This window comes from Pseudonocardia parietis, from assembly GCF_017876315.1.
Lineage (GTDB): Bacteria > Actinomycetota > Actinomycetes > Mycobacteriales > Pseudonocardiaceae > Pseudonocardia > Pseudonocardia parietis.
Window position 1 is genome coordinate 1178643 of record NZ_JAGINU010000001.1, and the last position, 12430, is coordinate 1191072.

A 12430-nucleotide genomic window follows, 5' to 3' on the forward strand; every position below is an offset into this window, starting at 1 on the left:
GTTCGACCACTCCGCGCCGACACGGGGCGACGGTTGCCGCGTCCCGGGGGAGTCGGGCGGATATGATCGGGCAAGGTCTCGTCTGTGCGTGACGGACGGCTCAGGAGTCTAGCCCCCGGAACGGGCCTGTCCCGAGTGGCGTAGCGGCCCTCACGTCGCAGTCACGTGATGTGACACACGTCGACCGCTCGTCTCGGCTCGTCGTCCGGCGGGCCCGTCCGGCACAGCTCACCGGCGTCGAAGGGATTCGTTCCGTGACCGACGGTCCACTGATCGTGCAATCCGACAAGACCCTCCTGCTGGAGGTCGAACATCCCGAAGCGGGACAGGCGCGCGCGGCGATCGCCCCGTTCGCCGAACTCGAACGGGCACCGGAGCACGTCCACACCTACCGGGTGACGCCGCTGGCGCTGTGGAACGCACGCGCCGCGGGGCACGACGCCGAGCAGGTCGTCGACGCGCTCGTCCGCTGGTCCCGGTACCCGGTGCCGCAGCCCCTGCTCGTCGACGTCGTCGACACCATGGGCCGCTACGGCAGGCTGCAGCTGTCCCACGACCCCGCACACGGTCTCGTGCTGACCGCGCTGGACCGCGCGGTCCTGGAGGAGATCCTCCGCCAGAAGAAGATCACTCCCATGCTCGGGGCGCGGATCGACGACGACACCGTCGTCGTCCACCCGTCCGAGCGCGGGCGGCTCAAGCAGTCGCTGCTCAAGGTCGGCTGGCCCGCGGAGGACCTCGCAGGCTACGTCGACGGCGAGGCGCACTCGATCGAGCTGGAGCAGGACAGCTGGCAGCTGCGGGACTACCAGCGCCAGGCCGTCGACGGGTTCTGGGAGGGCGGTTCCGGCGTCGTCGTGCTGCCGTGCGGCGCGGGGAAGACCCTGGTCGGTGCGGCGGCGATGGCCAGGGCCGGTGCCACCACGCTGATCCTGGTGACCAACACCGTCTCGGGGCGGCAGTGGAAGCGCGAGCTGATCGCGCGGACGTCGCTGACCGAGGAGGAGATCGGCGAGTACTCGGGCGAGAAGAAGGAGATCCGCCCGGTCACCATCGCCACCTACCAGGTCGTCACCCGCAGGACGAAGGGTGAGTACAAGCACCTGGAGCTGTTCGACTCGCGGGACTGGGGCCTGGTCATCTACGACGAGGTCCACCTGCTGCCCGCCCCCGTGTTCCGGATGACGGCGGACCTGCAGTCCCGGCGGCGGCTCGGCCTGACCGCGACCCTGGTCCGGGAGGACGGCCGCGAGGGCGACGTGTTCTCGCTGATCGGCCCGAAGCGCTACGACGCCCCGTGGCGCGACATCGAGGCCCAGGGCTGGATCGCGCCTGCGGAGTGCATCGAGGTGCGCGTGACGCTGACCGACGCGGAGCGGATGGCCTACGCCACCGTCGAGTCCGAGGAGCGCTACCGCGCCGCGGCGACGGCCCACACCAAGCTGAACGTGGTGCAGGCGATCCTGGACCGGCACAAGGGTGAGCAGACCCTGGTGATCGGTGCCTACCTGGAGCAGCTGGAGGCGCTCGGCGAGAAGCTCGACGCGCCGATCGTGCAGGGTTCCACCCGCAACAAGGAGCGGGAGAAGCTGTTCGAGGCCTTCCGCAACGGCGAGATCGACCGGCTCGTCGTGTCGAAGGTGGCCAACTTCTCCATCGACCTGCCGGAGGCGACGGTCGCGGTGCAGGTCAGCGGCACGTTCGGGTCCCGGCAGGAGGAGGCGCAGCGGCTGGGGCGGCTGTTGCGGCCCAAGTCCGACGGGCGGCAGGCACACTTCTACTCGGTCGTCTCGCGGGACACGGTCGACACCGACTACGCCGCGCACCGGCAGCGGTTTCTGGCCGAGCAGGGCTACGCCTACCGGATCGTCGACGCCGACGACCTCCTCGGACCGGCACTGCCCGACGCGGGCTGATGACGGAGCACCAGGGCTGAGCGAGGGCCGGCCCCTGACCCGGGCCCCAGCGGTTCGGGGTCGGTCTCCGGGGCGATCCCGAGGTCCCGGGGCCCGCCGCGGGACAGCCTTGGTACATGGACATCGCAGCGCAGAACGCCACCTCCGCCACCTCGGCCCCCGCTCCGGGCGCCGACGAGGCGACCACCCAGGTCCCGGGCGCCGACCCCGTGTCGCCGGGCCCGGCCACGCAGGGGCCTCCCTCGCAGGGACCGGCCTCGCCCGGGATCGCGGACCGGCTCTCGTCCTACCGGCTGCGGCGCAGCACCACCGACAAGATGCTCGGCGGGGTCTGCGGCGGGCTGGCCGTCGACCTGGGGATCGACGTCGCCCTGCTCCGGATCGCCGTGCTGGCGCTGACCCTGGTCACCGGTGGTGCCGCCGCCCTGGTCTACCTGGCCGCCTGGGTGATCGCCCCGGCCGGCTGAGATTCGTCGGGTCGCCGGGGCGCCGGCGTGGTTCGTCTCGAGGGGTGACGGGCCGCGCCGCGGGACGGGCCCGTGACGCGCCGCAGGGGCGGCACCGGCGAACCGGTACCGCCCCCGCGGGTGGTGCTGGGTGGCTGGGAGCCGACCCTGATCAGGAGATCAGAAGTCCATGCCGCCCATGCCGCCGGTCGGGTCGGCGGGGGCGCCGCCGCCCTTCTCCGGCTTGTCGGCGATGACCGCCTCGGTGGTGAGGAACAGGGCCGCGATCGAGGCCGCGTTCTGCAGCGCCGAGCGGGTCACCTTGGCCGGGTCGATGATGCCGGCCTTGATCAGGTCCTTGTACTCGCCGGTGGCGGCGTCGAGGCCCTCACCGGTCGGCAGGTTGCGGACCTTCTCCGCCACGACGCCGCCCTCGAGGCCGGCGTTGATGGCGATCTGCTTGAGCGGGGCCTCGAGCGCGACCTTGACGATGTTCGCGCCGGTGGCCTCGTCACCGTCCAGGCCGAGGCCCTCGAACAGGCCCGCACCGGCCTGGATCAGGGCGACGCCGCCGCCGGCGACGATGCCCTCCTCGACGGCCGCCTTCGCGTTGCGAACGGCGTCCTCGATGCGGTGCTTGCGCTCCTTGAGCTCGACCTCGGTGGCCGCGCCGGCCTTGATGACGGCGACGCCGCCGGCCAGCTTGGCGAGGCGCTCCTGGAGCTTCTCGCGGTCGTAGTCGGAGTCGGTGCGCTCGATCTCGGCGCGGATCTGGTTGACCCGACCGGCGATCTGGTCGGCGTCACCGGCGCCGTCGACGATGGTGGTCTCGTCCTTGGTCACGACGACCTTGCGGGCGGTGCCCAGCAGCGACAGGTCGGCGGTGTCCAGCTTGAGGCCGACCTTCTCCGAGATGACCTCGCCGCCGGTGAGGATGGCCATGTCGGCCAGCATCGCCTCGCGGCGGTCACCGAAGCCCGGGGCCTTGACGGCGACGGACTTGAAGGTGCCACGGATCTTGTTGACGACCAGGGTGGCCAGGGCCTCGCCCTCGACGTCCTCGGAGATGATCGCCAGCGGCTTGCCCGACTGCATGACCTTCTCCAGCAGCGGGAGCAGGTCCTTGACGGTCGAGATCTTCGAGGAGACGAGCAGGATGTACGGGTCCTCGAGCTCGACCTCCATCCGCTCGGCGTCGGTCACGAAGTAGGGCGAGATGTAGCCCTTGTCGAAGCGCATGCCCTCGGTGAGCTCGAGTTCGAGCCCGAAGGTCTGCGACTCCTCGACCGTGATGACGCCTTCCTTGCCGACCTTGTCCATCGACTCGGCGATGAGCTCGCCGATCTGCTTGTCGGCGGCGGAGATCGACGCGGTGGCGGCGATCTGCTCCTTGGTCTCGACCTCCTTGGCGCTCTTCAGCAGCGCCTGGGAGACGGCCTCGGTGGCCTTCTCGATGCCCCGCTTGAGGGACATCGGGTTCGCGCCGGCGGCCACGTTGCGCAGGCCCTCGCGGACCAGCGCCTGGGCCAGCACGGTGGCGGTGGTGGTGCCGTCACCGGCGATGTCGTCGGTCTTCTTGGCGACCTCCTTCACCAGCTCGGCGCCGATCTTCTCCCAGGAGTCCTCGAGCTCGATCTCCTTGGCGATCGACACGCCGTCGTTGGTGATGGTCGGCGCGCCCCACTTCTTCTCCAGGACGACGTTGCGGCCCTTCGGGCCCAGCGTCACCTTGACGGCGTCGGCGAGGGTGTTCATGCCCCGCTCGAGGCCCCGGCGGGCCTCCTCGTCGAACGCGATCTGCTTCGCCATGGGGGTGTTGCCCTCCGATAGAGGTGAGTCGTGAGATCGGATGCGGTGCCCGCGACGGACGACCGGCTACCCTGCGCCGGCCTCACCGACCCGATCTGGCACTCCACGGACACGAGTGCCAGTGGATGCTCAGCCCGTTTCTAGCACTCGCCCGTGCCGAGTGCAAGCGAGCGGGGCGGGGTGCGGGTGCCGCGCGGGCCGGCGCGGCGCGCGGGCAGGATGGTGGCATGAGTACCTGGTCGGAGGCCGGTCCGCGCACCGTCGAGCAGCACGCCGCGGCGGTGGCCGCCCTGCTGCCCCCGACCGGCATCGAGACGGTGCCCCTCGCCGAGGCGAGCGGGCGGGTGCTGGCCGAGGACCTGACCGCGGGTGTCGCGCTGCCCCCGTTCGACAACTCCGCGATGGACGGCTACGCGGTCCGCGCCGCCGAGCTCGCCGGTGCGTCCGAGGACGCGCCGCGCGAGTTCCCGGTCGCCGCCGACGTGCCTGCCGGCCGCACCGACGTCCCGGCACTGGAGCCGGGCACCGTCGCGCGGATCATGACCGGCGCGCCGGTCCCCGAGGGTGCCGACGCGATCGTCCCGGTCGAACGGACCGACGCCGGCACCGAACGGGTCCGGATCGGCGCGGCCCCGGAGCCGGGCGCGTTCGTGCGGCGCGCCGGCGAGGACACGACGGCCGGCGCGGTGCTGCTGACCGCGGGGACGGTGCTGGGCGCCCCGCAGATCGGCCTGGCGTCCGCGGTGGGACGGCCGGTGCTCCCGGTCCGCCGCCGCCCGCACGTCCTGGTGCTCTCGACCGGCTCCGAGCTGGTCGCCCCCGGTGACCCGCTGGAGCCCGGTCAGATCTACGAGTCGAACGGGACGATGCTGGCCGTCGCGGTCCGGGAGGCCGGCGCGACCGCGGAGCAGCTCTCCTTCGTGCCGGACGACGTCGAGCGCTTCCGCGCGGTACTGGCGGACAGGGTGTCGGACGGTGTCGATCTCGTCATCACCTCCGGCGGGGTCAGCGCCGGCGCCTACGAGGTCGTCAAGGACGCGATGACCGGGCACGGCGTCGAGTTCGGCAAGGTCGCCATGCAGCCGGGCGGGCCGCAGGGCTGCGGGCGCCTCGAGCTGGGCGGCGCGACGGTGGCGGTGGCGACGCTCCCGGGCAACCCGGTCAGCGCGCTGGTGTCGTTCGAGGTGTTCGTCCGGCCCGCCCTGCGTGCCGCAATGGGGCATCCCGCGCCGGGGCGCCCGGTGGTCACCGCCCGGCTGGCGGGCGAGCTGGCGTCGCCCGCCGGGAAACGCCAGTTCCGCCGCGGCGTGCTGGACGCGGCCACGGGCACGGTCGGCGAGATCGGGTCGACCGGATCGCACCTGATCGCGGCCCTGGCGCGGGCGGACTGCCTGATCGACCTGTCCGCGGAGACCACGTCGGTGGCGGACGGGCAGCCGGTCGCCGTCTGGCTCCTGGAGGCCTGAGAAGCTCTGGCCGAGCCCGTGCCGCGGTGAGCGGTAGCATCGGCGTCCGCGAGCGGAAGCACTGTGCGACAAGGCCATCACCCGCATGGCGCCGCGGCTGGGCTGAAGGTGTGACCTGTTTCACAGGCAAAGGGGGCAACAGGTTCACCCCGCGCAACGTCTACCTGGGTGCCCGTTCGGCCGAAAGAGGTAGATCAGGGTCGACATCGGCTGTGATCTGGACTGCCGGTCGTCGGGGAGGAATACTTTTGTTCGCGAGGGGGTAAAACCCTTTAGCAGCACAGACCCACCGCCCGTCGCTGGGGAGCGGACGAGCGGTTCCAAGGCCGGGGTCGTCGTCTCGGGGGACGACGGCCCCGGCCCTTTTTCTGCCTGAGCCGTGATCGTGCCAGCCGCCCGGCGCCGGATGCGGGAACGGAACGCCCTGCGGCGTGTCCCGGTCGTCCCGCCGGTCGTGCTCATCCGGTGCCCGCGTAGCGTGGCGATCCCTTAACCGGAGCATCAGGAGCCGACGACCCGTTATGGCCGAAGGAACCGGGACCTCGCCTACCCACATCGTCCGACTGGTCCGGGACGCGATACCGCCGATGCACCCGGGAGGGCGGCCGATCGTCGCGGGGGTCGCGCTCGCCGCCGCCGGTGTCCGGGCCCTCAGTGGCCGCGGCACGCTGCCCGGCCTGCTGGCCACCGCGGCCACCGCCCTGTTCTTCCGGGACCCCGCACGGACGCCGCCACTGCGCACCGACGCGGTCCTGGCCCCGGCCGACGGCGTCGTCGCGAGCGTCACCGACGTCGTCCCCCCGGCCGACCTGGATCTGGAGCGCCGGCCGCACACCAGGATCTCGGTGTTCCTGACGGTGCTGGACGTGCACGTCCAGTGGGTGCCGGTGCACGGTCGGGTCGCCGCCGTGCGGTACCTGCCCGGGACGTTCCTCTCCGCCGACCTCGACAAGGCCAGCGAGGACAACGAGCGCAACGCGCTGACCTTCGTGCGCCCGGACGGTGTGCGGATCGGTGTCGTGCAGATCGCCGGGCTGCTGGCCCGCCGGATCGTCTGCCCGCTGGCCGACGGCGACGAGGTCGCGGCAGGCGAGCGGTTCGGGCTGATCCGCTTCGGGTCCCGTGTCGACACCTACCTGCCCCCCGGGACGGAGCCGCTGGTCCGGCCCGGGCAGCGCACGGTCGGTGCGGAGACGGTGCTCGGCATCGCACCGGAACAGCTGCGAGCCCCGCGCTCGGTGGAGGGCTGACCGGGATGGGGATCGGTCGTCCGGCGAACGGGTATCCCGCAAGCGTGCGGCTGCTGCCCAACGCGGTCACCGTCCTCAACCTGTGCGCCGGGCTCTCGGCCGTCTACTTCGCCCTGCAGAACCGCTTCGACCTCGCGATCGGCGCCGTCCTCGCGGCGGCACTGTGCGACGCGCTGGACGGTGGGCTGGCCCGCCTGCTGGACGCGTCCAGCCGGATCGGGGCCGAGCTGGACTCGCTGGCCGACCTGGTCTCGTTCGGTGTCGCCCCCGCGCTGGTGATCTACATCTGGGCGTTCGAGGACACCCGGTCCGGCTGGGTCGTGGCGCTCGTCTTCGCGGTGTGCATGGCGCTGCGCCTGGCCCGGTTCAACACCCTGATCGACGACGACAGCGCCCCACCGTTCGCCCGGGAGTTCTTCATCGGCGTCCCGGCTCCCGCGGCCGCGATGACCGCCGGGATCCCGCTCTACCTGTGGCTGCACTTCGGCGCGGGCTGGTGGTCGGCCGAGCCGCTGGTCGCAGCCTGGGCGCTGGTCACCGCCGGGCTGATGGTGAGCCGGATCCCGACGGTGTCGCTCAAGACGGTCCGGGTGCCGCAGCGTGCCATCGCCCCGCTGCTGGTGGGGGTGGCCGTGATCGTCGCCGTGCTGTTCACCGTGCCGTTCCTCGGCATCACGATCGCCGGTGCCGGTTACCTGCTGCTGCTGCCCTACACCGCCTATCGCTACCGCTGGCTGGCCCGCCATCCCGAGGCGTGGGACGTGCCGGTGCGCCAGCGCCGCGCCGTCGCCCGCGCCGCCCGTTCGGCGAGGCAGCTGGGCCTGCGCCCGCCGCTGCGCCGCCGGGTCGCGGGCCGGGCGGGCGCGATGGCCCGGGGCGTGCGCCGCAGGCTGGACCCGGAGGGTGCCGCGCGCCGGGAGAACGACGCGAACCGGCGCGCCGCCGCCCGCGGCCCGGGCGTGGCCCCCGCCCCCCGCGGATCCGGACGCCGCCTCGGCCTGCGCCGCCGCTGAGCCCGCGCCTGCGCTGGGCCCCCCGCTGGGCCCGCCCCCGCGCTGGGCCCGCCCCGCGCTGGGCCGGCCCCCGCTGAGCCCACCCTCCGCTGAGCCCGCCCCCGGCGCCGCCGCTGAGCCCGCCCCGGGGCGCGAGGGGTACCTCAGTGTCTCCGGAGCTTGATCGATCAGCTCTGGTGTGCCCCTCGCCGACCCGAGGTCCGCGCGTGAGGGCCCGCGGTGGCTCCGGATAACGTGGCGCCGTGGGAGATCCCTCGCTGACACTGGTCGCCCGTCTGGCCCCTGCGGCCTCCGACGCCCGTCGCGGGGTGATCCGGCTGCATCCCGAGGTGCTCGCCGGGCTCGGCCTGCGCTCCTGGGACGCGGTGACGCTCACCGGATCCCGGGTGACGGCGGCGCTCGCTCTCGCCGGTGACGCCGCGATCCCGCACGGCCAGGCCCGGCTCGACGACGTGACCCTGTCCAACGCGGGCCTCACCGACGGGGCGGCGGTCGTCGTCGCGCCGGCGGCGGTCTCCGGGGCCCGTGAGGTGCGGCTGCTCGGCTCCCGGCTGGCGACCGCCGCGATCAGTGCGTCGACGCTGCGGCAGGCACTGATGGGGAAGGTTCTGGTGCGCGGGGACGCCGTGTCGCTGCTGCCCCAGGACATCGCGCCGCCCCCCGGTGCGGACGTCGGCGCGGTGCGGCGCACGCTGGCCGCGGCGGTCGGCGGGGCGTGGACCTCCGAGCTGCTGACCGTGGCCGTCGCGGACCCGGACGGCGGGCCGGTCGTCGTGCTCCCGTCGACGGTCGTCGGCTGGGAGGGCGGGGCCGACACCGGGACCGTGCTCACCTCGCCGGCTGTCGAGGGACAGCGTCCGCCTGCCGGCCCCGGTGCGCCCGGTAGTACCCCGGAGACCGAGCCCCCGCCCGCCGTCGACGACCTGGTCGCCAACGAGGCGGTCGCGCGCAAGCTCGTCGACTGGCTGGAGCTGATGTTCCGCCGTCCGGAGCTGCTGACCCGGCTCGGCGGGAGCGCCCGGCTCGGCGTGCTGGTCACCGGTCCCGAGGGGGCGGGCAAGGCGACGCTGGTGCGCAGCGCCGCCGCGGCCGTCGGGGCGCGGTGCGTGGAGCTCGTGGGCCCGGCCGTCGCCGCCGTCGAACCCGCGGCCGCCGCCGAACGGGTCCGGGCCGCGATCGCCGACGCCCGCTGCACCCCGGACGACCCGGCCGTCCTGCTGGTACACGACGCGGACGCCCTGCTGCCGGCGTCGACCCCGCCGCCGCTGGCGACCCTGGTGCTCGAGGAGCTGCGCGGCGCCACCGCGCCGGGCGGGCCCGCGCTGGTCGTCACCAGCGCCGAGCCGGAGGCGCTCGACCCGCGGCTGCGCGCCCCCGACCTCGTGGACCGGGAGCTGACGGTCCCGCTGCCCGACACCGCGACCCGCCGTGCCCTGCTCGAACGCCTGCTGTCCGGCGTCCCGCGGGCCGACGACGTCGACCTCGGGGTGATCGCGTCCAAGGCTCCCGGGTTCGTCGTGGCCGACCTGGCCGCCGTCCGGCGGGAGGCGGCGATCACGGCGGCGCTGCGCGGCGGGTCCGGCACCGAGGAGGTCCGGCAGCAGGACCTGCTCGACGCCGTCGGTTCGGTCCGCCCGATCTCGCTCTCCGGTGGCGGGACGTTGAGCCACGGTGGCCTCACCCTGGACGAGGTCGGTGATATGGCCGAGGTCAAGCGGGCACTCACCGAGGCCGTGCTGTGGCCGTTGCGGCACCCGGACTCGTTCGCCCGGCTCGGCGTCGAGGCGCCGCGCGGCGTGCTGCTCTACGGCCCGCCGGGCGGCGGCAAGACCTTCCTCCTGCGCGCACTGGCCGGGTCCGGCGACCTCAACGTGTTCGCGGTGAAGGGTGCCGAGCTGCTCGACAAGTACGTCGGTGAGTCCGAGCGCGCGGTCCGCGAGCTGTTCCGGCGGGCGGCCGAGGCCGCACCCGCGCTGATCTTCCTGGACGAGGTGGACGCGCTCGCCCCGCGCCGCGGCGGCTCGACCGACGCCGGCGTCGCCGACCGGGTGGTCGCCGCTCTGCTCACCGAGCTGGACGGCGCGACGCCGCTGCGCGAGGTCGTCGTGGTCGGCGCCACCAACCGGCCGGAGCTGATCGACCCGGCACTGCTGCGGCCGGGCAGGCTGGAGCGGCTGGTGTTCGTCCCGCCGCCGGACGCCGAGGCCCGCGCGGACATCCTGCGCGCGGCAGGCCGCGACGTCCCGCTGGCCGGCGACGTCGACCTCGACGCCCTCGGGTCCGAACTGGACGGTTACTCGGCCGCCGACTGTGCGGCGCTGCTGCGGGAGGCCGCACTGACCGCGATGCGGGAGTCGCTCGAGGCGGGGGAGGTGACGGCCGCCCACGTCGCGACAGCGCGACAGGCGGTACGGCCGTCGCTGGACCCGGCCCAGGTGGCCGACCTGGAGGCCTACGCCCGGCGCCGCAGCGGCTGAACGTCCACCCCGGACGCACGACGCCCCCGGACGCACGACGCCCCCGGACGCACGACGACCCCGGACGCACGACGACCCCGGACGGAGGATGTCCGTCCGGGGTCGTCCGCGCGCCGGGGAGCGGAACTCGGGTCAGGCCTTCGAGAAGTCCTTGGTGACGATCACGATCACGCCGGGCGTCGCGTCCTGGATGCCGTCGAAGCGGGGCTCGACACGCATGCCGAACTTCTTCCCGATCTCCTCCGCGGCGGCCTTCTCCCCGGTGGCGTCGCGGTAGTAGACGGTCGTCGTCGGGACGACGCCGGCGGAGTAGTTCTGCACCTGGGAGACGTCCCAGCCGTTGGTCCGGAACTGGCCGGCGGCCTTCTCGGCCAGCCCGCCGATCGTCGAGTTGTTGTAGATCCGGACGGCCGGGCGGGCGGCCGTGCTGGAGCCCTCGCCCGCCGCGACCGGCCCGGATCCCGCGGGCGGGGGCGGCGGCGGGACGGCCGGGCCGACGCCGTCGTAACCGGGGGAACCCGGGGTCCCGGGCGCACCCGGGGTGAACGGTGAGGCGCCCGCATCGGGCGCGCCAGGGGTGCCGGGCGCGCCGGGGGTCCCCGGGGCACCCGGAGTGCCGGGAGCACCCGGCGTACCGGGGGCGCCGGGCTGCGCGCCGTCCGGGCCCGGAGCGGGTGCGGCGCCGTCCGCGCCGGGTGCCGGCGGGGCACCGTCCTCGCCGGGCGCCGGTTCGGCCGGGGCCGAGGACGCCGGTGGTGGCGGTGCTGCCTGCGGGCTCTCGTCGCCACCGCCGAGGCCGACGAGGCCGACCACACCGGCGACCACACCGACGCCGAGCAGCGCGATGCCGGCGATCTTCAGCGGCGACTGTCCGCCGGACGCGGGTGCGGTCATCGTGACCTCCGTTGGATGCGGCTCAGGGGTGTCGTCCGCCTCGCCGACTCAGGGCTCGAGGCCGAGACGGCGGGCGGCGCGGGTGCGCTGCCGGCTGGAGCGCAGCCGGCGCAGGCGCTTGACCAGCAGCGGGTCGAAAGCCATCGCCTCGGGCTTGTCGACCAGCGCGTTCAACACCTGGTAGTAGCGGGTGGCGGACATGTCGAACAGCTCGCGGATCGCCTGCTCCTTGGCGCCCGCGTACTTCCACCACTGGGCCTCGAACGCGAGGATCTCGCGCTCCCGGCGGTCGAGCTCGTGCGAGGAGGGGGTGGTGGAGCGCCGGTGCGCTCCACGGCGTTCCGAGAGGGACCCAGCGGACTCCATCACGCTCCTCGAGCGGCCGACGAACTCGGAATGACACGTCTGTCATTCGCGGTTCGGATTGAACCACAGAGGGCCGACAGGAACCGGGCGCGACGCGCCTCACGGAGCGAAACGTACCCTTCGAGGGTGACGGTTCTGCGCATCCGCATGGTCGGGGATCCCGTCCTGCACCGCCCCACCCGCCCCGTCGAGCGGGTGGATCCCGAGCTCCGGACGCTCGTCGAGGACATGTTCGAGACCATGGCCGCCGCGAACGGGGTCGGCCTCGCGGCGAACCAGGTCGGCGTCGACCTGCGGCTGTTCGTCTTCGACTGCCCGGACGAGGAGTCCCGCACGATGCGCCGCGGGCACGTGCTCAACCCGGTGCTGGAGACCAGCGAGCGGCCCGAGATCATGCCGGACGAGGACGACGACCAGGAGGGCTGCCTCTCGGTCCCCGGCGAGAGCTTCGCGACCGGTCGCGCCGAGTGGGCCCGGGTCACCGGCACCGACCTCGACGGCGAACCGGTGGACGTCGAGGGCAAGGGGTTCTTCGCCCGCTGCCTGCAGCACGAGACCGACCACCTCGACGGCCACCTCTACCTCGACCGGCTGATGGGCCGGAACCAGCGTGCGGCGAAGAAGACCCTCAAGCGCAACGGCTGGGGCGGCCCGGACGACTCGTGGGACCCGTCGTCCACCGAGGCCGAGGACGTGCCGCGGGGCTGACGTACCGCGGGGCCGACGTCACGCGGGCCGACCTACCGCGGGGCTGAAGATCCACTCATACCCGGGTACGAGTGGGCGGTCCCGG

The 12430-nt window shown here is 73.8% G+C and carries 10 protein-coding genes; 7 read left to right on the plus strand and 3 right to left on the minus strand.

All coding sequences use genetic code 11. The features are described from left to right. Positions 1 to 254: 254 nt before the first annotated feature. Both JOF36_RS05720 and JOF36_RS05725 read left to right on the plus strand, forming a co-directional pair. Positions 255 to 1916 (plus strand): DNA repair helicase XPB, encoded by a 1662-nt coding sequence (locus JOF36_RS05720; RefSeq protein WP_210025370.1) that lies wholly within the window; start codon positions 255 to 257, stop codon positions 1914 to 1916. A gap of 116 nt (positions 1917 to 2032) precedes the next feature. Next, positions 2033 to 2383: a PspC domain-containing protein gene (locus tag JOF36_RS05725; RefSeq protein WP_210025371.1), complete on the plus strand. Its 351-nt coding sequence runs from the start codon at positions 2033 to 2035 to the stop codon at positions 2381 to 2383. Between the two features lie 159 nt (positions 2384 to 2542). Here JOF36_RS05725 and groL read toward each other — a convergent pair whose 3' ends face one another. Further along, positions 2543 to 4171 (minus strand): chaperonin GroEL, encoded by a 1629-nt coding sequence (gene groL, locus JOF36_RS05730; protein ID WP_210025372.1) that lies wholly within the window; start codon positions 4169 to 4171, stop codon positions 2543 to 2545. Positions 4172 to 4398: 227 nt separating this feature from the next. Between groL and moeA the strand changes: the two genes are divergently transcribed. The 4 genes from moeA to JOF36_RS05750 all read left to right on the plus strand — a co-directional run bounded on the left by moeA (position 4399) and on the right by JOF36_RS05750 (position 10377). Then, positions 4399 to 5637: a molybdopterin molybdotransferase MoeA gene (gene moeA, locus JOF36_RS05735; protein ID WP_210025373.1), complete on the plus strand. Its 1239-nt coding sequence runs from the start codon at positions 4399 to 4401 to the stop codon at positions 5635 to 5637. Positions 5638 to 6158: 521 nt separating this feature from the next. Next, positions 6159 to 6887 carry a phosphatidylserine decarboxylase gene (locus tag JOF36_RS05740; RefSeq protein ID WP_210025374.1) on the plus strand — a complete coding sequence of 243 codons (729 nt, stop codon included), beginning with the start codon at positions 6159 to 6161 and terminating at the stop codon, positions 6885 to 6887. Between the two features lie 5 nt (positions 6888 to 6892). Continuing rightward, positions 6893 to 7900, plus strand: coding sequence for a CDP-diacylglycerol--serine O-phosphatidyltransferase (gene pssA, locus JOF36_RS05745; RefSeq protein WP_210025375.1), 1008 nt, complete (start codon positions 6893 to 6895; stop codon positions 7898 to 7900). Between the two features lie 242 nt (positions 7901 to 8142). After that, on the plus strand, positions 8143 to 10377 hold the full coding sequence (locus JOF36_RS05750) for an AAA family ATPase (protein WP_210025376.1): 2235 nt from the start codon (positions 8143 to 8145) through the stop codon (positions 10375 to 10377). A 132-nt stretch (positions 10378 to 10509) separates the two neighbouring features. Here JOF36_RS05750 and JOF36_RS05755 read toward each other — a convergent pair whose 3' ends face one another. Next, positions 10510 to 11271 (minus strand): LytR C-terminal domain-containing protein, encoded by a 762-nt coding sequence (locus JOF36_RS05755; protein ID WP_210025377.1) that lies wholly within the window; start codon positions 11269 to 11271, stop codon positions 10510 to 10512. A 48-nt stretch (positions 11272 to 11319) separates the two neighbouring features. Beyond that, positions 11320 to 11637: a DUF3263 domain-containing protein gene (locus JOF36_RS05760; RefSeq protein ID WP_210025378.1), complete on the minus strand. Its 318-nt coding sequence runs from the start codon at positions 11635 to 11637 to the stop codon at positions 11320 to 11322. A gap of 126 nt (positions 11638 to 11763) precedes the next feature. On the opposite strand from JOF36_RS05760, the gene JOF36_RS05765 reads away from it, so the two are divergent. Then, a complete protein-coding gene (locus JOF36_RS05765) occupies positions 11764 to 12345 on the plus strand; it encodes a peptide deformylase (protein ID WP_210025379.1) in 582 nt (193 codons plus the stop codon). Positions 12346 to 12430 lie beyond the last annotated feature (85 nt).

Coding starts and splice junctions, on each gene's coding strand:
- JOF36_RS05740 (WP_210025374.1), top strand. CDS start 6,159: ATGGCCGAAGGAACCGGGACCTCGCCTACCCACATCGTCCGACTGGTC.
- moeA (WP_210025373.1), top strand. CDS start 4,399: ATGAGTACCTGGTCGGAGGCCGGTCCGCGCACCGTCGAGCAGCACGCC.
- JOF36_RS05760 (WP_210025378.1), bottom strand. CDS start 11,637: ATGGAGTCCGCTGGGTCCCTCTCGGAACGCCGTGGAGCGCACCGGCGC.
- pssA (WP_210025375.1), top strand. CDS start 6,893: ATGGGGATCGGTCGTCCGGCGAACGGGTATCCCGCAAGCGTGCGGCTG.
- groL (WP_210025372.1), bottom strand. CDS start 4,171: ATGGCGAAGCAGATCGCGTTCGACGAGGAGGCCCGCCGGGGCCTCGAG.
- JOF36_RS05725 (WP_210025371.1), top strand. CDS start 2,033: ATGGACATCGCAGCGCAGAACGCCACCTCCGCCACCTCGGCCCCCGCT.
- JOF36_RS05755 (WP_210025377.1), bottom strand. CDS start 11,271: ATGACCGCACCCGCGTCCGGCGGACAGTCGCCGCTGAAGATCGCCGGC.